This window comes from Streptomyces sp. NPDC050528, from assembly GCF_044457795.1.
Lineage (GTDB): Bacteria > Actinomycetota > Actinomycetes > Streptomycetales > Streptomycetaceae > Streptomyces.
Map to the genome: position 1 here is coordinate 527,435 of NZ_JBITHH010000003.1, position 23,817 is coordinate 551,251.

Genomic DNA, 23,817 nt, shown 5'->3' on the forward strand with positions numbered 1-23,817 from the left:
GCCCGGGGGCCTCCCTGCCGTAGAGCTGATGGGCGTACGACAGCAGGCAGACGTACGACTCGTGCACCACGCGCCGCTGTAGCGCCTCGCGCGCCGGGATGGGTGGGCGCCCTCTCCCTACCAGGTCTGCGATCACGCTTCTCGCACCCTGCCATGGCTTGCTCATCATGTTGGAACCAGCTCCGCACGCACATCGCTCACATCGTCGCCGAGCACCTGGCCATCTGGAACTCGCCCGCCGGCGAGCAGCGGAGCCGTTCGATCGCCGCCACGTACGCGGACGATGTGCTCGTCGCCGAGCCGGACGCCGTGTATCACGGCCGTGAAGGGGCGGAGAAGGCCATCGACGCGCTACAGGCCGCCGTACCCGGGATGCGGCTCGAACTCGACAGCCCCATTCAAACTGCCCAAGACCTGTCGACGTACGCCTGGACCCTGGCACCGTCCGGCGGCGCACCCGTGGCCACCGGACGGGACGTCATCACCGTCCAGGACGGCGTCGTGAAGACCGTGTACGTCCTCATCGACGCCCCTGAGTAGTGACGCGCGGCACGCTCCACCGCCCGGTGCTGGATGAACTCGGTGCCCAGGTAATTCGATGGCGCGCATCAAGCCGTGTCCGCACGCTGTCACCGTGGCAGAACTCAAGCACCGGATCCGCGCCCGCTACACCGACTCCACAGTCGTCGTCTACCAGGCATACGCGCCTGAACTCGGCCAGCCGGCAGCCCGAGAGGGTCGCTTTCCGGCGGCCTGGCAGCGAGACCGGATGACATGGATCAAGCCGTCCTTCCTCTGGATGATGTATCGCTGCGGATGGGGAGCCAAGGAAGGGCAGGAGACCGTCCTCGCAGTCGAGATCACCCGCGAAGGCTTCGAATGGGCGCTGGAGCACGCGTGTCTGTCCCACTACGAGCACGGACTGCACGCCGACCGAGCAACCTGGAAGCGGCAGTTGAAGCGAGCACCGGCTCGTGTCCAATGGGACCCCGAGCGCGATGTGCATCTGCAGCCCCTTCCCTACCGCGCACTGCAGCTCGGCCTCGTCGGCGAAGCCGCACACCGCTACGCGGACGAGTGGACGGTTTCCATCACCGACGTCACTGACCTCGCGTACGAGATCCACGGGCATGTCCGGAGCGGCGACCTGGACACCGCCCAGCAGCTTCTTCCCCGTGAACCCCCTTACCCCGTGCCCGACGGACTCCTCGACCACCTGCGCCAACGACTCCACTCACCAGTCGAGATGTCGACTTAGTCGCAGATCCCGGTCGGCAGGGCATTGGCGCGCAAGCTAACGCCGCACCCTCGGCATCCCCAGCCCGATCCACGAGATGATCTCCCGCTGGATCTCGTTGTTGCCGCCGCCGAAGGTGAAGATGACGGCGGAGCGGTACCCGCGTTCCAGCTCGCCGTGCAGGACGACTCCCGCGGAGCCCTCCTTCAGGGCGCCCGCCGCGGCGACGATCTCCATGAGCCAGGCATACGCGTCGCGGCGGGCCTCCGAGCCGTAGACCTTGACGGCGGAGGCGTCCTGGGGAGTGAGGGTGCCTTCCTGGACGGCGTTCACCATCTGCCAGTTGAGGAGTTTCATCGCGTCGAGGCGCGCGTAGGTGCGGGCGAGGAGGCGGCGGACCCAGGGGAGGTCGACGACGCGGCGGCCGTCGGCGAGTTTGGTCTCCATGGCCCAGTGCTGGACGTCGTGGAGGGCGCGGATCGCCATGGTGCCGTGGGCGGCGAGGGTGACGCGCTCGTGGTTGAGCTGGTTGGTGATCAGGCGCCAGCCCTGGTTCTCCTTGCCGACGCGGCGGGAGACGGGGACGCGGATGTTCTCGTAGTAGCTCGCCGTGGTGTCGTGCGAGGCGAGGGTGTTGATCACCGTGCAGGAGTAGCCGGGGTCGGCGGTCGGGACCAGGAGCATCGTGATGCCCTTGTGCGGTGGGGCGTCCGGGTCGGTGCGGACGGCCAGCCAGACCCAGTCGGCGGTGTCGCCGTTGGTCGTCCAGATCTTCTGGCCGTTGACGACGTACTCCTCGCCGTCCCGCACGGCACGTGTCTTCAGCGCGGCCAGGTCCGTGCCGGCCTCGGGCTCGCTGTAGCCGATCGCGAAGTCGATCTCGCCGGCGAGGATCTTCGGGAGGAAGTACGCCTTCTGTTCGTCGGTGCCGAACTGCATGATCGTCGGGCCGACCGTGTTCAGCGCCATCAACGGCAGCGGTACGCCCGCCTGCGCCGCCTCGTCGAAGAAGATGAACTGCTCCATCGGGGTCAGCCCGCGCCCGCCGAACTCCTCCGGCCAGCCGACCCCGAGCCAGCCGTCCGCGCCGAGCCGGCGGATCGTCTCGCGGTAGAAGCGCTTCTGGGCGGCCGGGTCGTCGTAGCGCGAGTAGGCGTGGTCGGGCACCAACTCGGCGAAGTAGGCGCGCAGTTCGGTACGCAGCCGCTGCTGCTCGGGCGTGTATTCGAGATGCACGGCGCCTCCAGGCTCCCCAAGGCCGGTCCTGACGGCGCACACCGTAGAACGTGTTCCAGAAATAGGGAATGGCGAGGCGGCAATGCCCCTGAAGGAAGCGGCCATGCTCCTGAAAGTGCCCTAGCCGCCCGTCAGTTCAGCGTCGCCAGGAACTCCGTGCACGCCCGCGCGCAGTCCCGGCACGCCTGCGCGTCCGCCTCGGCGCCCGGCTGCGCGTCGAGGACCTGCGCGCATTCCAGGCAGACGAGCCGGCACCACTTGGCCTGGAGGCGAAGCGCGGGCTCGTCCTGGCGGTGCTGCTCGGCCAGCATCCGGCAGGTCGCGTCGCACACCTCCGCGCACAGCAGCGCCCTGCGTCGTACGACTGCCTCGTGGTCGGTGGCGTCCGGGTCCGAGCGGCTGACGCGCAGCACACAGGCCCGCGCACACTCGGTGCAGGCCTGGGCGCAGGCGAAGCGGTCCTCAAGGAAACGGACGAGTTCCTGTTGTGCGGTCATCGCTGTCACACGGTCCGGGTTGCCGTCACCGCCCTCCGCAAACCCGGCGGAGCAGGCATCCGGGGTGCGCGCTCCCCCGCCGGTCAGTACGGTGCTGTCCAGGTGTTCGACCTTGGACACGGGGAACCGCGCACGTCATCGAGGGGTTGAGGCAGCATGGCCGGCAAAAAGGCGACGAAGCTGCCGCGCGAGAAGTACGAGACCGAACTGCTGCGCCTGCAGACGGAGTTGGTGAAGCTCCAGGAGTGGGTGCGGGCCGAGGGCACCCGGCTGGTGATCGTCTTCGAGGGCCGGGACGCGGCGGGCAAGGGCGGCACCATCAAGCGCGTCGCCGAGCACCTCAACCCGCGTGTCGCGCGGATCGCCGCGCTGCCGAAGCCGACCGACCGCCAGCGCACCCAGTGGTACTTCCAGCGCTACGTCGAGCATCTGCCGGCCGCCGGCGAGATCGTCCTCTTCGACCGCAGCTGGTACAACCGGGCCGGGGTCGAACGGGTGATGGGCTTCTGCACCCAGGAGGAGTACCAGCTGTTCCTGCGCCAGTGCCCCATCTTCGAGCGGATGCTCGTGGAGGACGGGATCGTGCTGCGCAAGTACTGGTTCTCGGTGAGCGACTCCGTGCAGCAGGACCGGTTCCGGCGCCGGCTGGAGGATCCGCTGCGCCGCTGGAAGCTGTCGCCGATGGACCTGGAGTCCATCACCCACTGGGAGGCCTACTCCCGGGCCAAGGACGAGATGCTGGTGCACACCGACATCTCCGAGGCCCCCTGGGCCGTCGTCGAGAGCGACGACAAGCGCCGGGCCCGGCTGAACATGATCGCCCATCTGCTCGGCTCCCTCCCCTACCACGAGGTCTCACCCCCAGTCCTCAAGCTCCCGCCCCGCCCGCCGTCCACCGGCTACGAACGCCCGCCGCGCGACCTTCAGACGTACGTCCCGGACCACGCGGCGAGCCTCTGAGGCGGTCGGGGCGAGGAACACCGTGTCCCCCAGCGGGCGCGCCCTGGACTGGCGGCGCCTGACACCCGGAATCGCCGCGCTGGCCGGCTACCGGCGCGCCTGGTTGCGCGGCGACCTGCTGGCCGGTGTCACGGTCGCCGCGTACCTCGTCCCGCAGGTGATGGCGTACGCCGGAGTCGCCGGCCTCCCGCCGGTCGCCGGACTGTGGGCGATCCTGCCCGCGCTCGCCCTGTACGCCCTACTGGGCTCGTCCCGGCTGCTCTCGGTCGGCCCCGAGTCGACGACCGCACTGATGACGGCGACCGTGGTGGGCCCCCTCGCGGCCGGTGACCCGAGCCGCTACGCCACCCTGGCCGCCGCCCTCGCGCTCACGGTCGGCCTGTTGTGCCTCGTCGCGTGGGCGGTACGCCTCGGCTTCGTCGCCGATCTCCTCTCCCGTCCGGTCCTGATCGGCTACTTGGCGGGCGTGGCCCTGATCATGATCGTGGACCAACTCCCCAAGCTCACCGGAGTGTCGACGACAGGCTCGGCCTTCTTCCCCCAACTCTGGTCGTTCCTACGGCACTTGGGTCAACTCCACGCGCCCACGCTGGTGTTCGCCGCCGTCACGCTCGCGTTCCTCTTCACGGTCGCGCGCATCTCCCGGATGGTCCCCGGCCCGCTGCTGGCCGTGGTGCTGGGCACGGCGGCCGTCGCCGTCCTCGACCTCGACGACCGCTACGGCATCAAGGTGATCGGCCACGTCCCGGCGGGCCTCCCCACGATCGGCCTGCCCGACCTCACCCAACTCCCCCACCTGGTACTGCCCGCGCTCGGTGTCCTGCTCGTCGCCTACACCGACTTCATCCTCACCGCCCGCGCCTTCACCGGCGGCGACGAGGACGACGGCCCCGGTCTCGACGCCGACCAGGAGTTCCTGGCGCTGGGCGCGGCCAACCTCGGCGCCGGCGTACTCCACGGCTTCCCGGTGAGCAGCAGCGCCAGCCGCACCGCGCTCGCCTCCTCGGCGGGCGCCCGCAGCCAGGCGTACTCGCTGATCGCCGGAGCGGTGGTCCTGTCGGTCCTCCTCTTCCTGAGCCCCTTGCTCTCCCGTACCCCCTCGGCGGTCCTCGGCGCCCTCGTCGTCTACGCGGCCGTCCGCATGATCGACCTCACCGGCTTCCACCGCCTGGCCACCTTCCGCCGCCGCGAGCTCCTGCTGGCACTGGGCTGCTTGGCCGGAGTCCTCGCCCTCGACATCCTCTACGGCGTGATCGTCGCCGTAGGCCTGTCGGTGGCCGAACTCCTCACCCGGGTGGCCCGTCCGCACGACGCCGTCGAGGGCCTGGTCCCCGGTCTCGCCGGCATGCACGACGTGGACGACTTCCCGCAGGCCCGCACGATCCCCGGCCTGCTCGTCTACCGTTACGACTCACCCCTCTTCTTCGCCAACGCGGAGAACTTCCGCCGCCGCGCCCTGGCCGCCGTCGCCCAACAGGCCGTCCCTGTCCGCTGGTTCGTCCTCAACGCCGAGGCCAATGTCGAGGTGGACATCACCGCGCTGGACGCCGTCGACGAACTCCGCCGCGAACTCGCCCACCGGGGCGTGGTGTTCGCCCTCGCCCGGGTCAAACAGGACCTCCTCGACGACCTGGAGGCGTACGGGCTGGTGGAGTCGGTCGGCACGGACCACATCTTTCCGACGCTGCCGACTGCTGTGGCCGCGTACCGGAAGTGGAGCGGCGGGGCCGATCAGGGGACGGCGGGCCCGGTGACGTAGTGCCCGGCGTCGTCATAGGGCCATACGTTGGGCGCGCAGCCGTGCATGCCCTTGATCTGTTGCATCATCGCGGGGGCGGGGCGGCCCGGGCCCGGGCAGTCGACGTGGCCGTGGCCGAGGAAGTGGCCGACCTCGTGGTTGATGATCAGCGCGCGGTAGGCGACAACGTCCTTGGCGTAGACGGGAGTTGCGAGCAGCCAGCGGCGGAGGTTGACCATCACGTTCTTGTCGACGCTGCAGTTGACCTCGCCGCCGGTGTCCAGGCCGTACTGTCCGCAGATCGTGTCCACGGTCCCGGGGGTAGCCACTTTCACGACGAAGTCCGTGGCCCCGCTCGACACCCGCTGGAACGCCGAGTGCCCGTCGGCCGTCCAGCCGCGCCGGTCCGCGAGGACGTGCTCCACCTGTGCGGCGACATCGGCGGCGGACAGGTCGAGGCCGGTCTCGACGTCGACCCGGTAGCGCAGGGCCGTACCTTTTCCGACCTTGGCGCTGCCGCCGGGCGCGGTGGTGAAGGTGCCCGGTCCTGTGGCGGGGATGCCGGTCCTGCGGGGCGCAGGGGAGGAATGCGCCGGGAAGGAACGGGTGGACGACGGGCCGGGCGAGGCCTCTGAACCGGCGGTCGGGTGGGTCGCCCTGGGCTTGGCGGTGGGACTGGTTCCGGATGTCGCGTGTTCGGTGGGTGCGGTGGGTGCGGTGGGTGCGGTCCGGGCGTCGGTGTGGGTGCGGCCCGCGCCGGGGGACATCCAGCCCACGGCCGCGAATCCCGTGACACCGAGCGCGGTCAACGCGGCGAGACCTGCCCACAGCCGCCGCTTCCCTCCGCGCAGGGGCGCGTGTGCGGCAGCGCGTCGTCGGCGGGTGCGTACGGAAGGTGCTTTGTGCGCGGTCATGGCTGATCAGCCTGTGATCACGATGTGATCGAACTTGGCCTGGACGGTAACCAAAAGGCAACAGCGCACCCGGGAGCGAACCTACGCGTCACCCGCCCGCCGCGCTCGTGCCAGCCTCCGCTTCCGCTTCCGCTTCCCACCGCAGCAAGTCACCCGGCTGGCACTCAAGCACCTCGCAGAGCGCCGCGAGTGTCGCGAAACGGACCGCCTTGGCGCGGCCGTTCTTGAGTACGGCCAAGTTGGCGGGTGTGATCCCCACGCGGTCGGCGAGTTCACCCACGGACATCTTCCGCTTCGCCAGCATCACGTCGATGTCGACGGCGATCGGCATCAGATCACCTCGTCCAACTCGGCCTGCATCTGCGCCGCTTCGGCATCGCGCGCGACGGCCTGCGCGAGCAGCATCCGCAGGACGAGCACGATGAGCGCGACCCCCAGGACGGCCAGGCCGATCCCGCCCATGATGAGGGTGACGCCGGGATCGTCGCGCTGGCCGGGCGCGTTGACGGCCGTGACCGCGAACCACACGAGGGCAATGGCCACGATCGCGCCGATCACACCGTCCACGTACCGGAAGGCGACGGGCGAGAACACCGTTCCGCGACGCACCATCGCCACCAGTCGCCATACGCAGACCAGGGCGACCTGCACCGCCACCAGACCCAGGACCGTGAGCACGCGGAACGCGGTCAGCGGGCGTGAGCCGTCCTCCGGGTCGCGCCCGCTGACCAACGTCCACACCATCAACACCTGGAGCAACACGGTGCCGGCGAGCACCACCACGAGCACGGCGCGCAACGCACCCACTGTCAGCTTTCCCACGACCTGTCCTTCCATCGACTTGCGATTGAAATCTATCGATAGTCGATAGGTTAGGCAAGGGGCAGGAAGATCACCGGGTAGATGATCGGGGCCGCCACCACCTTGCCGATCGCGTCGTCGCCGACGAGCGCCCTGTCGGGCCGGTCCGACGGATCGCCAAGGCGTCCTCGTCGGCCCGCACCCGCCGGACCGCCGGACTACCGGACCGCCGGACTTCCGGCCCGGCATCTAGGTCACATTGCCGATGCCACCGCAAAAGCACTCCTCATAGGGTCCATGACAGGTCACACCGATGAAACCGCCCTCGCGCAGCAGCTCCGTGGCGAGCGCTCCGCCGGCCCCATTCGCTCAACCCCCATGCCTGAGGAGTCCCATGAGTACCGATGTTTCCCGTCGCCGGGTATTGGCCGCCGGAGCCGCGCTGGCCGGGTCGGCGGCGCTGATCGCCGGTGCGGAAGGAACGGCCGGCGCGGCGACGGCCCCCAGCGGTACCAGTGAGGAGAAGTCGAAGGTGAAGCCCACGATCGTTCTGGTGCACGGCGGTTACGCGGATTCGTCCTGCTGGAACGCCACCATCGGGGAGTTGCAGGACAAGGGCTACACCACGATCGCGGGGTCGAACCCGCTGCGGGGCATTCCCACCGACGCCCCCTACATCGCGAGTCTGCTGGACTCCATCAGCGGACCGGTCGTGCTGGTCGCGCACTCCATGGGCGGAACGGTCATCACGAACGCCGCCGCCGGGAAGGCCAACGTCAAGGCGTTGGTCTACATCGCGGCGTTCGTGCCCGACGTCGGCGAGACACAGGGCGAGCTCATCACCAAGTTCCCCGGCAGCGAGGTCGAGCCGGTGAGCGTGCCGGTGCCGTACACGAAGGCCGACGGTACGACCGGCACCGATCTGTACCTGAGCAAGGACGGCCAGGCCGCCTTCGCCGCGGACATCTCCACCGCCGACTTCCGGGTCCTCCAGGCCACGCAGCGCCCCTTCGACGCCGATTCCTTCACCTTCCCGACCACGGCCGCGGCCTGGAAGACGATCCCGACATGGGGCCTGGTCGCCGGCCAGGACAAGGCGATCCCGCCGGCATGCGAGCGCTGGATGTACAGCCGCGCGAACGCCCGCAAGGTCGTCGAGGTACCCCGCTCGTCCCACGTCGTGATGATCAGCCACCCCAAGGCCGTGGCCAACCTCATCGTGGACGCCGCCAAGTCGGTCGGCTGACGGTCGCGATTAGTGCCCCGGTCCACGGCTACGGGCCGGGGCGCGCTTCCGCCCTCCCACTGCCTCCACCTGTCGGCAGGTTTCGGAGCGACCCGCACGGTCAACGGCCGTGAGGCGTACGGCGGTTGTTCGAGACTCGGGGGCCACGACGCCCGGCTCAGGCCGACGGATACGGCCGGCTTCCTCGACGGCCACTGGCAGGACAGGCTGCTGTGGAAGCGAGTGCTCGGCGAGCAACGCGCTGACCCACGGTTGAACTCGCTGTCGTGACGGCATCCAGACGCCTCCTCGAATGTCTCCTCAAAAGGAAATCGCGGCGAGTCCTCCACCACTAGTCACACCTGGCCGCCGATGGCACCCTGGCAGGAACCGGCGGGCGGGTCCAAGCGTCCGGAAACACATGGATCAAGGATTCCGACTGCGTGAGGCGACAACCGAGGACGCCGACGTCCTTGCCGACGTGCACACCCGGGCCCGGACCGCGTACTACACCGCCGGTGGCCTGCCCGAGGACCAACTCACCGACCCGAGTGCGTGGGGGCAACGGCGCGACGCCTGGGCGCGGGTGCTGGCCGCGCCGACGCGTGCCACGGTGGTCGCCGAGGACACCGACGGGACGGTGGTCGGACTGCTCAGTGCAGGGCCGCCGCACCACGAGGACCTGGACGCCTCGACCGCCTACGAGCTTTACCAGATCGGTGTGCTGCCGCACGTCTGGGGGCGCGGGGTGGGTGCGGCCCTGCACCGAGCGTTCATCATGCGGGCCGCGGCCGCCGGCTCCACCGAGGGCGTGCTGGAGTGCTGGGCGTCCAACGCCCGTGCGCAGAGCTTCTACCTCCGAAACGGCTGGCGGCCGGATGGAACGCGCCGTCCGGGACCACTGGACCATGACTACGTCCGGCTGCGACTGAAGCTCGTACCGCACGGCACCTGAACAGCAGCCGGATGCCGGGACGGTCGGGGACGTCGGACCCACGGATCAACCAGCGCCACCAGGAACCGGCCGGTGAAGACCAGTTCGGCAGCTCGCGCGGCCCTCTGCGCATCCCCGCCCTCACCGACCAAGGTCAATCGCAGATCCGCTCGCTAGGGTCAGAGGCATGACGTCACCCCTTGCCGGCAGTGCATTCGACTCGCTCCGTCTCGACGCCGTGCGCGATGAGGAGACGCTGCGCCATACGTACGGCCTCCCCCGCGACACGGCCGTACGCAAGCAGATGACCGAACTCACCGCGCAGACACGGCAGTTGATCGGGTGTTCATCGCTGGTCCTGGTCGCCAGCGCGGACGCCGACGGCAACTGTGACGTCTCCCCGCGCGGCGGCCCCGCCGGATTCGTGGCCGTCCTCGACGCACGGACCGTGGCGATTCCGGACGCGACCGGCAACAAGCGTCTGGACACCCTGCAGAACGTCATCGCCACGGGACGGGCCGGGCTGCTGTTCGTCATCCCGGGCCGTACGACGACCCTGCGGGTCAACGGCCGGGCCTGCATCTCCACCCGCCCCGAACTGCTGTCGCAGCTGACCGCCGTAGGCAAACCGCCCGCCAGTGCGCTGGTGCTGGGGATCGAGGAGGTCTACCCGCACTGCCCCAAGGCCCTCCTGCGCAGCGCGGCCTGGAAGCCCGAGCAGTGGCTGCCGGCGGATGCCCAGCCGACCTCCGCCGAGGTGACGCTGGCCCAGTTGCGGATGCCGGAACTGACGATCGCCGACATCGAGCAGTCGGAGGCGGACTCCCTGAAGTACCGGTACGAGTAGCGTGCCGCTCCGACCGTCCGGTACCGCGACGGTCGGAGCGGCTGTGCAGCTACCGGCCACCCCTGTCAGCGAGAGCCGGGACCCGCCCTCACTTCAGATGCCGCCCGAAGAACCGGTCCCCGTCCTCCCTCTCGAACCACGGCGTACCGAGGTGCCCGCCAAGATTGGCGTGCAGCGTCTTCTCCTTGCTCCCGAACGCGTCGAACAGGTCCAGCGCCCGCTGCCGGGGGTTCCCCTCGTCGTCCCACTGGAGCAGCATCAGCAGCGGAACGCCGACCTGCCGGGCCTCCTCGCGCTGGACGCGGGGCACATAGCCCCCGGCGAAGAAACCGGCCGCCGCGATGCGCGGCTCGGTCACCGTCAGGCGGATGCCGAGGGCGGTCCATCCCGCGTACCCGACCGGGCCGCCGATCTCGGGCAGCGCGAGGAGGGCGTCGAGGGTGGTCCGCCAGTCCGGGACCGCCTGTTCCACCATCGGGGCGACGAAGGACTCGAAGATCTCGTCCACCGGTTCGCCGGCCCGCATCGCCCGGCGGAGTTCGGCGCGGGCCTGTTCGTCGGCGGCGGAGCGGGGCCGCTCACCGCACCCGGCGGCGTCGATCGTGGCGACCGCGTAGCCGTACGCCGCCGACAGCCGGGCCCGGGCCACCAGCCGGGGTTCCCTCTGGGGCAGGCCGTTGTTGTGGGCCATCAGGATCAGCGGGGTCGGTGCCTCGGACTCTGGAGTCCACAGGGTGCCGGGGATCTCGCCGAGGGTGAATTCGCGTTCGAGGACGCCGTCGTCGAGGCGCCGCTCGGAAATGACGTGCATGGTCGTGCCTTTCGGGAGCACTGCGTTATGGCGCTCCCGGACGACCGCCTATCGTCCGACCGTGACCCCGGAGGAGAGCACCCATGTCGATACTGCGTTCACGGGTACCACCTCCTCGTTCTCTCGCACGGCCACCCGGAAAGTAGCAGTGGTCGGCGCGGTACACCACGGGTTTTCGCGGAGGCCCCGTGACCGGATGCCGCCGCCCGAGCGGATACGACCGGCCCCTCCCGCCCTGGGTCCGCGTGCTACTCCTCGTCCTCCGCGGCCGTCAGCTCGACCTCGCTCACACCGTCGTTCTGGAACAACTCCGACGTCAACTGCCCGGCGTCCGCGGCCCCTTCCAGCCGCAGCAACACCCGCGCCGCCGGATCCGCCCGCTCGGGCAACCGGTCGACCTTGACCTCCTGAATCCGAAAGCCCCTCCGCGTACACGTCTCCATCAACTGCGGCAGCAACGCCGTTCCGGTGCGATAGGTCAGCCGCACCTCGAACGTCGCCGGATCCGCGCCCGGCATCATGTGCGCGAACAGCAACGGATATCCGCGTACGACGAGGAAGTGCACGGCGGTCGTGGCCAGCGCGAGGATCGGCAGGCCGCCACCGCACGCCATACCCACCGCGCACGTGAGCCAGATCGTCGCGGCGGTCGTCAGCCCCCGTACCGCGTCCCGCCGTACGAAGATCAGGCCGCCGCCGATGAAACCGATCCCGGAGACGATCTGGGCCGCCACGCGGGACGGGTCGAAGGAGACGTTGTCCAGGCCGAGGACGTTCGTGAAACCGTGCTGGGAGACCTCCATCATCAGCGCGCTGGCGATCCCGACCAGCGTGTGCGTGCGCAGCCCGGCGCTCTTCTGCTGCGCCGCCCGCTCCCAGCCGATCAGGGTCGACAGCAGCAACGCCAGCCCCAGTTCGGCGAGTTGGCGCAGCCCCTGCCCATTGCTCACGTCCCACAACGGGACCGCCAGTCCGGCCACCCCCGCGCCTCCTTCCAGGTCCCCGCCCGACAGTGCCCGTCAGTGCCTCTACCCGGACGCACGGAACCATGCCCTTCCGACAACTCCACCCTCCTTGACAATTTTTTTTGTCGGTACGATCCTGGAGTCACCCGCACTCACACCGACCACCCGAGGAACCCCGATGCGCACCCTGATCAGCACCGCCTTCATCTCCCTCGACGGCGTCATGGAGGCGCCCGGCGGCGAACCCGGCTACCGCAACTCCGGATGGACCTTCAAGGAGGTCGAGTTCCTGCCCGAGTCCTTCGCCATCAAGGGGCGGGAGCAGGAGGAGTCCGCCGCGATGCTGATGGGCCGGGCCAGCTACGAGGCGTTCAGTCCGGTGTGGCCGGACATGGACGACTTCGCGCACTACAAGACCCTGCCGAAGTACGTCGTCTCCACCACCCTCACCGACGACGACCTCGTGTCGAACTGGGGCGAGACCACGATCCTGCGCTCCCTCGACGAGGTCGCCGCACTCAAGGAGACCGAGGGCGGCCCGATCATCGTGCACGGCAGCGCCGCGCTCAACCACGGCCTCGCGGACGCCGGCCTGGTCGACCGCTACCACCTGCTCGTCTTCCCGCTGCTGCTCGGCGCCGGAAAGCGCCTGTTTCCCGCCACCGACAAGGACACCCAGAAGCTGAAGCTGGTCGAGCACGCCGTGTACGCCAACGGCCTGCAGATGAACGTCCTCGACGTCGTGCGCTGACCACGCCTCGACCGGGGGCGCATCTCAACAGGTGTAGACCCTTGACTCTGATTCAACACAACTCCACACTGTCGCCCAAACCTCCACGGACAGTCAGGACGGCGCCCACTCGTTCCTGAGAGCGCTCTCTGGAACTGTCCTCACCCCCCTCTGGAGAAGGACGGCACTGTGCGAAGAATCGTGCGACACCTCCTGCCCTTATGGGTCATGGCCCTGGTCGCCGCCCTCTGCTCGGTCGGTGCGCCACCGGCCCAGGCGGCAGCGGCGGCCACCTCCATCACCGTGGACGGCGGTCAGAGCGGCCGGACGTTCGACGGGATCGGTGCGATCAGCGGCGGCGGGGGCAACTCCCGGCTGCTGCGCGACTATCCGGCCGCCCAACAGGCGCAGATCCTGGACTACCTGTTCAAGCCGGGCTACGGCGCGAACCTCCAGTTGCTGAAACTGGAGATCGGCGGAGACGCGAACTCCACCGACGGTTCGGAGCCGTCCATCGAGCACACCAAGGGACAGATCAACTGCGACGCCGGCTACGAGTTCTGGCTCGCCGAGCAGGCCAAGGCCCGTAACCCGAACATCAAGTTGTACGGTCTGGCCTGGGCCGCCCCCGGCTGGATCAGCGGCGGGTTCTGGTCCACCGACACCATCGACTACCTGATCTCCTGGCTGGGTTGCGCCAAGCAGCACGGCCTGACGATCAGTTACCTCGGCGGCTGGAACGAGCGGGGCCACGACGTCGACTGGTACATCCAGTTGCGGTCCGCGCTCGACAGCGCCGGTTACGGCGCCGTGCAGATCGTCGGCGACGACTCGGGCTGGAGCGTCGCGGACGACATGGAGAGCAACGCCTCGTTCAACAACGCCGTGTCCGTCATCGGCGCCCACTACCCCTGCGCGGGCGGTGACGGCGGCAGCGCCGACACCTGCTCCAGCACCACCGCGGCGAAGAACAACGGCAAACCGCTGTGGGCGTCGGAGAACGGCTCACTCGACATGGACGCCGGAGCACCCGCGTTGATCCGCTCCATCGTGCGCGGATACGTCGACGCCCGCATGACCGCGTATCTCAACTGGCCGCTGGTCGCGGCCATTTACCCCAACCTGCCCTACGGCACGGTCGGCCTGGCCACCGCGAACTCGCCCTGGTCCGGGAACTACGCGATCGGCGAGAACACCTGGGCGACCGCGCAGGTCACCCAATTCGCCCAGCCTGGCTGGAAGTTCATCGACTCCGCGTCGGGCTACCTCGGCGGCGCCGAGTCCAACGGCACGTACGCGACGCTGAAGTCGCCGAACGGGTCGGACTACTCCACGGTTCTGGAGACCACCACCGCGACCGCCGCGCAGACGGTCGACGTCCAGGTGCAGGGCGGGCTTTCGACCGGTGGGGTGCACGTGTGGGCGACCCGGGTGAACAGCCCGAGCACGTCGACCGACTTCGTGCACACGCAGGACATCACCCCGACCGCCGGCGCGTATGCGCTGACGCTGCAGCCGGGTTGGATCTACACGGTCACCACGACCACCGGCCAGGGCAAGGGCACCGCCACCGCGCCCGCCGCCCATGCCCTCGCGCTGCCGTACGGCGACACGTTCGACAACGATGTCTCGGGCACCGAGGCGACGTATCTGTCCGACATGCAGGGCTCGTTCGAGGCGCGCCCGTGCGCGGACGGCCGTGGCGGACAGTGTGTGCAGCAGGTGACTCCGGTCAAGCCGATCGAGTGGCAGGACGACTCCGACGCCTTCTCGTTGCTCGGCGATCCGACGTGGACCGACTACACCGTCAAGGCCGACGTGAACCTCCAACAGGCGGGTACCGTCGAGCTGTTGGGGCGGGCCAACACCCAGAACCGGCCGCAGAGTCACCAGGCCGCCTATCTGCTGCGGGTGAGCGACACCGGCACCTGGTCCATCGTCAGGAGTTCGGCGGCCGGCACCCTCACCACGCTGGCCTCCGGAACGCGGGCCGCGCTCGGCACGCACGCGTGGCACACGCTCGCGCTCGGCTTCTCGGGCGACCGGATCACCGCCACGGCGGACGGGGTCAACCTCGGTACCGCCGACGACAGTTCGTACTCCGCGGGCCAGGTCGGCATCGGTGTGGTGGGCTACCAGACCGACCAGTTCGACAACCTCTCCGTCACGGCCAACCCGCCGGGCAACCACGCCGGCATCCTCAAGGGCCGCCAGTCCGGCCTGTGCGCGGACGTGCCCGGGGCGAGCCGGACGAACGGCACCCAACTCGCCCTCTGGGACTGCAACGGCGCCGCCAACCAGTCCTGGACCCTGACGCCCGCCGGTCAACTCACCGTCTACGGCGGCGCGAAGTGCCTGGACGCCAAGGGCAGCGGCACGAGCGACGGGACACCGGTGCAGATCTACGACTGCAACAGCTCCGCGGCCCAGAAGTGGACCGTGAACAGCGACGGCACGGTGGTCAATCCCAACTCGGGCAAGTGCCTGGACGCCACGGCCGGTGGCATCACGCCGGGCACCCTGCTGGAGCTCTGGAGTTGCACCGGCGGCACCAACCAGAGCTGGCTGCGGGGCGCGGTCGCGGCCCCGCTCAAGGGTCAGGAGTCCGGCCGTTGCGTCGACGTCCCGGGCGCCAACCAGACCAACGGCACCCGGCCCGCGCTGTGGGACTGCAACGGAGGCACGAACCAGACCTGGACCTCCACGACCGGCAACCAACTCACCGTCTACGACTCCAAGTGCCTTGAGGTGACGGGCGGTGCCACCGCCGACGGCAGCCCGGTGGAGATCCGGGACTGCGACGGTTCGGCGGCCCAGCAGTGGCGGGTGCGTTCCGACGGCGGTGTCGTCAACGTCGGCTCCGGCACCTGTCTGGACGCGGTCGGCCACGGTACGGCCAACAGCACGGCACTGGAGATCTGGACCTGCACCGGGGGCGCGAACCAGATCTGGCGGCGGTCCTAGCGGCCGTTCCACCCGTGCCGTCCGAGGTGGCACCGGGTTCCTCCGCTGGGTAGCCTCCGGTCCATGCGGATCTCTGTTTCCTCGGACATGGACGAACCGGTGGCGCGTGCCCTCGTCGCGGAGTTGCGCGGCCGGGGCCACGAGGTGGTGACGTACGGGGCGTTGCGTCCCGGCGACGACCCGCAGTGGGCGGTCTGCTCGGAGGCGGCCGCCCGTGAGGTCGCCGCCGGGACGTCGGACCAGGCGGTCGTGTGCTGCTGGACCGGTACGGGCGCGTCGATCGCCGCGAACAAGGTGCCGGGCGTACGGGCGGCGCTGTGCGCGGACGCGTACACGGCGGACGGCGCGCGCCGCTGGAACGACGCCAACGTCCTGGCCCTCAGCCTGCGTCTGACGTCCGGGCCGCTGCTCAAGGAGATCCTCGACGCCTGGTTCGCCGCGCGGCCCAGCGAGGACGCAGACGACCGGGAGAACGTGTCCCGTATCGGCCAACTCGACCTGAACCGGCCCGTGTTGTAGCCCAAAGGGGCCGGGGTGGTGATCCACCGTATTGTCGCTCACGTGTGCGAGGCGTGGCGATGGTACCTTTTGCCGCGAGTCCCCCGCGGACTCCATGTTCGTCCGCAGCCGTGTGCGCCAAGGGCCCCGGCCCGACGTCTCCGGTTGCGCTTGTCGTCACAGTCGGCACGGGAGACTCGGTGCGTACACGTTTCGCCGTCCTCGGACCCGTCAGGGCCTGGCGCGGAGACACGGAGCTCGCGCTGGGGCCGCCCAAGCAGCGCGCTCTGCTCGCGTTGCTGCTGACCGAGGCGGGACATCCGGTCGCCGTCCACGAGATCGTCGACGCCCTGTGGGGACAGGACCCGCCGGACAGTGCCGTCAATGTCGTCCAACGGCACGTCGGAGCGCTGCGGCGGCTGCTCGAACCCGATCTCCCGGCCGGGGACCAGTCACGGTGGCTGGTGCGTGGCTCGGGCGGCTACCGCCTCGAAGTGGAGCCCGACGATCTCGATCTGCTGCGCTTCCGTGCCCTGCGGCAGCAGGCCGCGCAGGCCGGCCAACCTCCCGTCGCCACAGGGCTGTTGATCGAGGCGCTGGCCCTGTGGCGCGGGCCCGCGGCCTCCGGGATCGCGGCCGAGGTGAGGTGCCACCCGGCCTTCGCCGCCCTCGACGGCGAGCACCTGGCCGCCGTGAAGGAGGCCGCCGAACTCGCCCTGGAGGCCGGACCGGGCCTGGGCGCACGGGTGTTGGTGACGCTCCGACAGGCCGCCGCACAGCACCCGTTGGACGAAGGGCTGCAGGCCCGGCTGATCCTGGTGCTCGCGGCCACCGGACACCAGGCCGAGGCCCTGGACGTGCACCGGGGCGTACGCACGCGCCTCGCCGACGAGTTGGGCGTCCAGCCGGGCCCCGAGCTCCAGGCCGCTCTGCAGCGCGTCCTCGCTCGCGACCACGCCGTGCAGGCCGCGACGCAACCCGCCGAGGGCGCGGACGAGACGGCCGCTGCCGAGGCGGCGCAGCCGGACGGAGTCGCCACGATCCGTCCTGCCCAACTCCCCGTGGATCTGCCCGCCTTCACCGGTCGGCGCAGTGAACTCGCCCACGTCCAGGCACTATTGCCGGCGTCCGAGCTGCCGGCCTCGACGGTGGTGATCAGTGCCATCGGCGGTATGGCCGGCGTCGGCAAGACGACCCTGGCGGTGCACTGGGCGCACAGCGTCGCCGACCGCTTCCCCGACGGGCAGCTCTACGTCAATCTGCGCGGCTTCCATCCCAGCGGTTCGATCATGAGCGCGGCCGAGGCCATCCGGTCGTTCCTCGACGCGTTCGGCGTTCCCGGTCAGCGGATCCCGGCGGGACTCGACGCGCAGGCCGCGCTGTACCGCAGCCTCCTCGCCGACCGGCGCGTCCTCATCGTGCTGGACAACGCCCGCGACACCGAGCACGTCCGCCCCTTGCTGCCCGGTGCACCCGGCTGCCTGGTCGTCGTCACCAGCCGCAACCAGCTCTACGGCCTGGTGGCGGGCGAGGGCGCGCACTCGCTGACGCTGGACGTGCTCACCGAGGCGGAGGCACGCGAGTTCCTGTCCCGTCGGCTGGGTGCCGAACGGATCGCGAACGAGCCCGACGCCGTCGCGGAGATCATCGCCCTGTGCGGCCGGCTTCCCCTGGCCCTGGCCGTCGTCAGTGCCCGCGCGGTCGTGAACCCGGCCTTCCCGCTCGCCTCCATCGCCGCCGAACTCTCCGACAGCGAGGACAGTCTCGACGCGTTCGCCGGAGAGGCCCCGGTCGCGGACGCCCGCAGCGCGTTCTCGTGGTCGTATCAACTCCTCAGCCCCGCGGCCGCCCGGGTGTTCCGCCTGTTCGCCCTGCACCCGGGACCCGACTGCACGCTCGCCGCCGTCGCGAGCCTCGCCGGACTGCGGGTCGGCCAAGTCCGGCCGGTCATGGGGGAGTTGGCTCGGGCGCATCTCATCTCCGAGCCGCTGCCGGGCCGTTACGGCTGTCATGAACTACTGCGCGCCTACGCCGCCGAGTTGGGCCGGGCACACGACTCCGCGCAGGAGCTGGAGACGGCCCGGCGCCGCATGCTCGACCACTATCTGCACACCGCGCACGCGGCCGACAGCGTGCTGATGCCCACCCGGGACAGCATCCAACTGCGCCCGCACGCAGCCGGGGTGACCCTCCCCCGCCTGCCCGACCGGGCGGCGGCGGCCGCGTGGCTGGAGACGAACCGGTCGGCCGTGCTCGCCGCGATCGAGCAGGACGCCCGGTACGGCAGCGGTGAGCACAGCTGGCAGTTGGCCCTGGTCATGGAGCTGTACCTGGACCGGCGCGGCCGCTGGTCCGAGCAACTCGACGCCCAGACAACGGCAGTTGAGGCGGCCCAGCGCCTGGGCGACATATCCGGCCAGGCGTTCGCCCACCGCGCCCTCGGGTTCGTCTGCGGTCGCCTCGGGCGGCCGGACGAGGCCGACGCCCACCTGGCGCGCGCCCTGGAGCTGTTCGGGGAGATCGGCGACCGGGTCGGCCGGAGCAGGACCCACCGCAGGCTCGCGTTCCTGGCCAACGGGCGCGGACGGCACGAGGACGCCCTCGACCACTACACCGAGGCGAGCGCCCTGTGCCGCGCGGCCGGGCGGCGCGACGGCGAGGCCGGCATCGCCAACGAGGTCGGCTGGACGTACATCCTGATGGGCAAGTACGAGGACGCCCTGACCGAGTGCGGCCTGGCGGTCGCGGGCCACCGGGAGACGGGCGACCGCAACGGCGAGGCCGCCGCCCTGGACAGCCTCGGCTACGCCCATCACCATCTGCGCGACCACGAGCGGGCGTTGGAGTGCTACGAGCAGGCGCTGCGGCTGTACCGGGAGGTCCGCGACCGCTATCTGGAGGCCGACACCCTGGTGCACATCGGCGACACCCTGCGCGCCGCGCACCAGGACGCGCAGGCCGCGCTCGCCTGGCGTGAGGCGCTCGGCATCCTCGACGAGATCGGCCACCCGGACGCCGCGGACGTCCGCCGCAGGCTGACGGAGCTCCCCGAGCCCGATCGGCCCCGGCAACAGTAAAACGTCAGCGTCCCGAAAGCGGGCCCTGCCTACGCTCCCCGCTCCGCTCCACCCGGAGCCGGAAGCGCGTACGGCATTCCCTTTCAGGACTGGAACATGACCCCCACCACTTCCGCGGACCTCCCCACGGCCGCGCACCGCAACCAACTGCTGCGCACGATGATGTCCGACCACGCGAAGGCTCTTCTCGCCTACGCCGACAAGCTGCTGAACGACCGTCACATGGCGGAGGACATCGTCCAGGAGACCCTCATCCGTGCCTGGCCGCACGCGGAACGCCTCTACAGCACCGAGGGATCGGTGCGCGGCTGGCTGCTCACGGTGACCCGGAATCTCGTCGTCGACCGGATGCGCAGCGCCGTCGCCCGCCACGAGACCATCGGCGCCGAGGACCGGGACGTGCCCCTGCCCGACCACACCGGCGCCGTGCTGGCCTCGGTGGAGGCGACCGGCCTGTTGCGGCGGCTGTCCCACGAGCACCGGGAGGTCCTGCTGCACACCTATCTGTGCGGCCGGACCGTGCAGGAGACGGCGCGCATCCTCGGCATACCGGCGGGCACCGTCAAGTCCCGCCGGCACTACGCCCTGAACATCCTGCGCACCGAGGCCGGTCAGGGACTCACGCCGGAACGGTGAGCCGGACGTCGAGGACCGGGATGTCGACGTGGCCGTCGGCGTCGGTGTGCCAGCGCCAGTGCGCGCCGTTCGCCTCGCCGTAGACCAGGCCGGTCCAGCCCGCACCGCCCGGGCCGCACAGCGCGGCGAGTTCGGCGGCCTCGCGCTCACCCGGCGTTCCGGCCACCACGACCAGCCCCCGTACCGGCCGGCGTGCCGCACCGGCGCGCACCGTTCCCCGCCCCGCGACGGGCGCCGCCGGAGCGGGGGCGTCGACCCGGGGAAGCTGCCGCAGCTCCGTCGGCACGGCGAGCGGCGGCGCACTGTCCGCCCCGCGCAGCACGGTCACCGGGGTGCTGGGCCGGGTGCGCGCGATCTCCGCCAGCAGGTTCTGTACGACGTCCCGGGCCACGGCCTGGTCACCGCCCACGCTGAGGATGCCGTCGAGTCGGCTGAGGTCCACGAACACGGGCTCGCCGTCGGCGTCCGTGCCCGCCCGGACGAGGCAGGACGCGGCGATCGACGACTGGGAGGACGGTGAGGTCCGGCCCGTGTCATCGCCGGGGTTCAGCCAGCCGGCGGCGGCCGCGGGGCGGCGCCAGCGGGTGCTGTCGATGTTGGTCCACGGGGCGTCGACCGTGTCGGAGGCCGTCAGCCACACCGTCACACCCGAACCGTCGACACGCAGTGCGTGCACCGGCCGCTCGGGGTGCTGTCGGCCGGGGCCGAACTCGCCCAGGACGCCGTAGGCACGGCGCACCGAGTCGGCGTCGGTCGCGAACCGGCGGCTCGTCGCGCGGCGCGACGCGAGTCGGCGGCGGCGCCGCATCGGCTCGCCCAGCCTCCACACCGTGCGCCGTACGGCGGCGTACGCGGTGCGCACCCTGCGCCTGCCCACGATGCCCGCGGTGATCAGGGCGAGCAGGATCGCGCCGAGCAGCGCGATCGCCGCGGCCAGCGGGAACGTGAACGCCGCGGACTGCCCGGTGCTCGGCGCGGCCGGCTGCTGTCCCGAACTCGGGGCGGCGGAGGCGGAGTTCTGGCTCCCGGTGTCCCGGGCCAGCTGGACGTCGGACCCCGAGGCGTCCTGCGGCAGACGCAGGATCCAGCCGGGGTGGAGCTGGTCGTCCGCGCTGTTGAGCGCCCCGCCGTCCTTCTGTGTCTGACCTCGGTTGAGGCTGAGGATCTCGCCGGCCCGTGAGGCGTCGCCCAGCGTGGACGTGGCGATCGACTGCAGGGTGGCGAGCTGCCCGCCCGTCTGTGCCGGGTCCGGGACCACGAACACCTTGATCAGGTCGTCGGCGGCGGGCGTCGCGCTCGCGGAGGCGGCGACGCCGAGCGCCATGAGACATGCGGCGAGCAGCGCCGCCACGGCGTGCAGGAGTGTCCGTGGCAGGCGGTGCGCCCTGTCGGTCGCCGGCCTGTGCTCGGGCTTCGCGCCCGTGCCGTTGGTCATCGTGTCCACCCATGCCCTCCGAGGTTCCGTTGCACCGACTACACGGAGCCGCCCGGGAGAACGTTCGATACGCATTCGCTTTGAACCTTTCCGAACGCCGATCCCGTGTACCTGGCGACCACACGTCACAGGCAGCGCACCGGGGGATCGCAATGGCACGTCGGCACTCCAGGCCCGAGGACTTCCAGCTCGTCGGCATGGACTCGGACCCGACACCCGGCGACCCCGACCTGATCCAGGGCGTGATGAAGCGCTACCGCGACATCGGCGACGCGGCGGAGAAGGCGCTGAACGTCCTGAAGAAGGACGGCGACGTCTCGCGGGGCCGCGGTTCGGCGATGGACGCGCTGAAGGACAAGATCGGCGACGATCTCCCGGACAAGCTGAGCAAGACCGTGACCTCCTATCACGACGCCGCCCAGGCCTACACCGACTACATGCCGCGGCTGCGCGAGGCCCAGGACACCTTCGACCGGGCCGTGGACCAGGCGCAGTCCGCCGCACCTCAGGCGAACCAGGCGCCCAAGGAACTCGGCGCGAATCCGACCGACGCGGAGAAGTCGCAGGCGCGCAGCACCCAGGACGCCATCGACGCCGGCAAGGCCCAGCTGGGCGCGGCCCGGAGCCTGGCCGAACAGGCCAGGTCGATGCGGGAGAGCGCGCAGCGGCAGTGTGCCGACGTGCTGGACCGGGCGGCGCAGGAGGCGATTCCGGAGCGGAACATCTTCCAGAAGATCGCCGACTTCTTCAAGGACTTCCCGTTCGTCCAGATCCTGTTGGCCGCCCTCGTCGCCGTCGTGGCGGTGTTCTTCCCGGTGGTCGGCGCGCTGCTCGGCGGGGCACTGTTCCTGTTCAACCAAGTCGTCGCGAGTCAGACCGGAGGACTCAAAGCCGGCGACTTCATCCTCGGTCTGATCGGGATCGTCCCCGGTGGCGCCCTGCTGAAGCTCGGGGGCAAGGCCGTCCAGGCGATCGCGCCGGCCGCCGTGGCCGCCGTGAAGAGCTCCGGGTTCATCACCAAGACCGCCGGCACGATCACCAAGGTCGGTGAGTCCCTCACCAACAGCAAGGTCGTCAGCGGTGTCCTCGCCAACCCGATCGGCAAGGTGGCCACGGAGGTCACCGGCAAGTTCCTGACCAACTCGGCGCTGGAAGCGGCCGGGAAGGCGGCCAACGGCGACAAGATCACGGCCGCGGGCGTCTTCGCCGGGGCCGCCGCCGGTGCCGTGGCCGGCGTCGCCTTCAAGGGCGGCATCGGCGCAATCGGCAAGCGGCGCGGGAACCCCGACGTGGAGGTGGGCAAGGGCGGCCGGTTCGGCGACACCTCGGAACCCGCCGCCGCGGACTCGCTGGGCAAGCGGGCGTCCGACCAGGTCGGCAACTTCGTCGAGGAGGGCGCCACTCTCGGCACGAAGATCGGCGTCGGCGTCGCCCAGGGCGGCGACCTCAACGAGGTGGCGGCCGGTGAGATCGCCAACTCCGCATCGAAGCTGGGCGTCGGGCCGGTCGGCACGGCGGGCCTCGGCCGCGTGGTGGACGGCCTCAGCGACAAGATCCCGATCAAGACCGGCCCGAGGCCGGCGACCGCCGCGCCGATCCCGCCCACGGTCCAGCCGCCGGCACCCGTCGCACCTCCGCCGCCCCCGCCGCCTCTGGCGCCGACGCGTCCGGTGCCGGTGGAACCTGCCAACGTGCCGCTGCCGGATTCACCCACCCGCCCGGCACCGGCGACCCCGGTGGAACCGGCCAACGTACCGCTGCCCCCTTCACCGACCCGTCCGGCACCCGCGACCCCGGTGGAACCGGCGAACGTACCGCTGCCGCCCTCGCCGACCCTCCCGACACCTGCGACCCCGGTCGAGCCCGCCAACGTGCCGCTGCCCTCTTCGCCCACCACCGAGGACAGCGGCGGCAATTAGCCGTCCGCGCACCCAGACCTCCGTCCCCGACGGGATGGACCGCACCACCAACTACCAGCAAGGAGTACTCCCATGCCCAATTACGCCGTCAACTCGGACACCACCGCGTCCACTTCGCAGGCCCTCCTCAACGACTTCTCCCAGCTCCAGGACAAGCTCAACGAGGTCAAGGGCAAGATCTCCACGCTGCTCGCCGACGGCTACAGCACGCCCGCCGCCCAGCAGAAGTTCTCGCCGTTCTTCGACGAGTTCGCCAAGGGCTTCGACCAGGTCAACCAGGGTCTGCAGGGCATCGGCCAGTACGTGAAGGCGGTCGGCGAGGCCTTCGACCAGACCGACAACCAGCTCGGTTCCAACCTCGGCTGACCCACCGACCCGGCTCGCCGCCACGGC

The 23,817-nt window shown here is 70.5% G+C and carries 22 protein-coding genes; 14 read left to right on the forward strand and 8 right to left on the reverse strand.

Annotated features, from left to right (window positions below; genetic code table 11):
- Positions 1-153 precede the first annotated feature (153 nt).
- Positions 154-540, forward strand: coding sequence for a nuclear transport factor 2 family protein (locus ACIBK4_RS13815; protein ID WP_398994845.1), 387 nt, complete (start codon positions 154-156; stop codon positions 538-540).
- A gap of 58 nt (positions 541-598) precedes the next feature.
- Entirely contained in the window at positions 599-1,258 is a 660-nt protein-coding gene (locus ACIBK4_RS13820) for a DUF4291 domain-containing protein (protein WP_398994846.1), read from the forward strand.
- A 36-nt stretch (positions 1,259-1,294) separates the two neighbouring features.
- Here the strand turns inward: ACIBK4_RS13820 and ACIBK4_RS13825 are convergent, their stop codons facing one another.
- Positions 1,295-2,473: an acyl-CoA dehydrogenase family protein gene (locus ACIBK4_RS13825; RefSeq protein ID WP_398994847.1), complete on the reverse strand. Its 1,179-nt coding sequence runs from the start codon at positions 2,471-2,473 to the stop codon at positions 1,295-1,297.
- Positions 2,474-2,604: 131 nt separating this feature from the next.
- Positions 2,605-2,970 carry a ferredoxin gene (locus ACIBK4_RS13830; RefSeq protein ID WP_398995054.1) on the reverse strand — a complete coding sequence of 122 codons (366 nt, stop codon included), beginning with the start codon at positions 2,968-2,970 and terminating at the stop codon, positions 2,605-2,607.
- Between the two features lie 156 nt (positions 2,971-3,126).
- Between ACIBK4_RS13830 and ppk2 the strand changes: the two genes are divergently transcribed.
- The gene (ppk2, locus tag ACIBK4_RS13835; protein ID WP_398994848.1) at positions 3,127-3,930 is read left to right on the forward strand and encodes a polyphosphate kinase 2; all 804 of its coding nucleotides are present in this window, start codon (positions 3,127-3,129) and stop codon (positions 3,928-3,930) included.
- A gap of 22 nt (positions 3,931-3,952) precedes the next feature.
- Positions 3,953-5,689: a SulP family inorganic anion transporter gene (locus tag ACIBK4_RS13840; RefSeq protein WP_398994849.1), complete on the forward strand. Its 1,737-nt coding sequence runs from the start codon at positions 3,953-3,955 to the stop codon at positions 5,687-5,689.
- On the opposite strand, the gene ACIBK4_RS13845 is transcribed toward ACIBK4_RS13840, so the two are convergent.
- The 3 genes from ACIBK4_RS13845 to ACIBK4_RS13855 all read right to left on the reverse strand — a co-directional run bounded on the left by ACIBK4_RS13845 (position 5,662) and on the right by ACIBK4_RS13855 (position 7,404).
- On the reverse strand, positions 5,662-6,582 hold the full coding sequence (locus ACIBK4_RS13845; protein ID WP_398994850.1) for a DUF3152 domain-containing protein: 921 nt from the start codon (positions 6,580-6,582) through the stop codon (positions 5,662-5,664). The two genes, ACIBK4_RS13840 and ACIBK4_RS13845, sit on opposite strands and share 28 nt — an antisense overlap.
- 88 nt (positions 6,583-6,670) lie before the next feature.
- On the reverse strand, positions 6,671-6,913 hold the full coding sequence (locus ACIBK4_RS13850; protein ID WP_398994851.1) for a helix-turn-helix domain-containing protein: 243 nt from the start codon (positions 6,911-6,913) through the stop codon (positions 6,671-6,673).
- Complete coding sequence (locus ACIBK4_RS13855) at positions 6,913-7,404, reverse strand: DUF2975 domain-containing protein (RefSeq protein ID WP_398994852.1); 492 nt, start codon at positions 7,402-7,404, stop codon at positions 6,913-6,915. The genes ACIBK4_RS13850 and ACIBK4_RS13855 overlap by 1 nt, the downstream gene beginning before the upstream one ends.
- A 373-nt stretch (positions 7,405-7,777) precedes the next feature.
- Between ACIBK4_RS13855 and ACIBK4_RS13860 the strand changes: the two genes are divergently transcribed.
- The 3 genes from ACIBK4_RS13860 to ACIBK4_RS13870 all read left to right on the forward strand — a co-directional run bounded on the left by ACIBK4_RS13860 (position 7,778) and on the right by ACIBK4_RS13870 (position 10,389).
- The gene (locus ACIBK4_RS13860) at positions 7,778-8,629 is read left to right on the forward strand and encodes an alpha/beta fold hydrolase (RefSeq protein WP_398994853.1); all 852 of its coding nucleotides are present in this window, start codon (positions 7,778-7,780) and stop codon (positions 8,627-8,629) included.
- Positions 8,630-9,029: 400 nt separating this feature from the next.
- Positions 9,030-9,563 carry a GNAT family N-acetyltransferase gene (locus tag ACIBK4_RS13865; RefSeq protein WP_398994854.1) on the forward strand — a complete coding sequence of 178 codons (534 nt, stop codon included), beginning with the start codon at positions 9,030-9,032 and terminating at the stop codon, positions 9,561-9,563.
- Positions 9,564-9,729: 166 nt separating this feature from the next.
- Complete coding sequence (locus ACIBK4_RS13870; protein ID WP_398994855.1) at positions 9,730-10,389, forward strand: MSMEG_1061 family FMN-dependent PPOX-type flavoprotein; 660 nt, start codon at positions 9,730-9,732, stop codon at positions 10,387-10,389.
- Between the two features lie 88 nt (positions 10,390-10,477).
- Here the strand turns inward: ACIBK4_RS13870 and ACIBK4_RS13875 are convergent, their stop codons facing one another.
- Together ACIBK4_RS13875 and ACIBK4_RS13880 are read right to left on the reverse strand one after the other, a co-directional pair.
- A complete protein-coding gene (locus ACIBK4_RS13875) occupies positions 10,478-11,200 on the reverse strand; it encodes a dienelactone hydrolase family protein (protein WP_398994856.1) in 723 nt (240 codons plus the stop codon).
- A 248-nt stretch (positions 11,201-11,448) separates the two neighbouring features.
- Entirely contained in the window at positions 11,449-12,180 is a 732-nt protein-coding gene (locus tag ACIBK4_RS13880) for an MgtC/SapB family protein (protein ID WP_398994857.1), read from the reverse strand.
- 163 nt (positions 12,181-12,343) lie between these two features.
- Here ACIBK4_RS13880 and ACIBK4_RS13885 point away from each other — a divergent pair, with 163 nt between their 5' ends.
- The 5 genes from ACIBK4_RS13885 (at position 12,344) to ACIBK4_RS13905 (ending at position 20,070) form a co-directional block, all read left to right on the forward strand.
- Entirely contained in the window at positions 12,344-12,916 is a 573-nt protein-coding gene (locus ACIBK4_RS13885) for a dihydrofolate reductase family protein (protein WP_398994858.1), read from the forward strand.
- Positions 12,917-13,123: 207 nt separating this feature from the next.
- On the forward strand, positions 13,124-15,859 hold the full coding sequence (locus tag ACIBK4_RS13890; RefSeq protein ID WP_398994859.1) for a ricin-type beta-trefoil lectin domain protein: 2,736 nt from the start codon (positions 13,124-13,126) through the stop codon (positions 15,857-15,859).
- Between the two features lie 63 nt (positions 15,860-15,922).
- Positions 15,923-16,378: an RpiB/LacA/LacB family sugar-phosphate isomerase gene (locus ACIBK4_RS13895; RefSeq protein ID WP_398994860.1), complete on the forward strand. Its 456-nt coding sequence runs from the start codon at positions 15,923-15,925 to the stop codon at positions 16,376-16,378.
- A 179-nt stretch (positions 16,379-16,557) separates the two neighbouring features.
- Positions 16,558-19,434: an AfsR/SARP family transcriptional regulator gene (locus ACIBK4_RS13900; RefSeq protein WP_398994861.1), complete on the forward strand. Its 2,877-nt coding sequence runs from the start codon at positions 16,558-16,560 to the stop codon at positions 19,432-19,434.
- Positions 19,435-19,530: 96 nt separating this feature from the next.
- Positions 19,531-20,070 carry a sigma-70 family RNA polymerase sigma factor gene (locus tag ACIBK4_RS13905; RefSeq protein WP_398994862.1) on the forward strand — a complete coding sequence of 180 codons (540 nt, stop codon included), beginning with the start codon at positions 19,531-19,533 and terminating at the stop codon, positions 20,068-20,070.
- Here ACIBK4_RS13905 and ACIBK4_RS13910 read toward each other — a convergent pair.
- The gene (locus ACIBK4_RS13910; protein WP_398994863.1) at positions 20,054-21,514 is read right to left on the reverse strand and encodes a hypothetical protein; all 1,461 of its coding nucleotides are present in this window, start codon (positions 21,512-21,514) and stop codon (positions 20,054-20,056) included. The genes ACIBK4_RS13905 and ACIBK4_RS13910 overlap by 17 nt on opposite strands.
- Positions 21,515-21,657: 143 nt before the next feature.
- On the opposite strand from ACIBK4_RS13910, the gene ACIBK4_RS13915 reads away from it, so the two are divergent.
- Positions 21,658-23,424 carry a putative T7SS-secreted protein gene (locus tag ACIBK4_RS13915; protein WP_398994864.1) on the forward strand — a complete coding sequence of 589 codons (1,767 nt, stop codon included), beginning with the start codon at positions 21,658-21,660 and terminating at the stop codon, positions 23,422-23,424.
- Between the two features lie 72 nt (positions 23,425-23,496).
- On the forward strand, positions 23,497-23,790 hold the full coding sequence (locus tag ACIBK4_RS13920) for a WXG100 family type VII secretion target (RefSeq protein WP_019063359.1): 294 nt from the start codon (positions 23,497-23,499) through the stop codon (positions 23,788-23,790).
- The last annotated feature ends 27 nt before the right edge of the window (positions 23,791-23,817 follow it).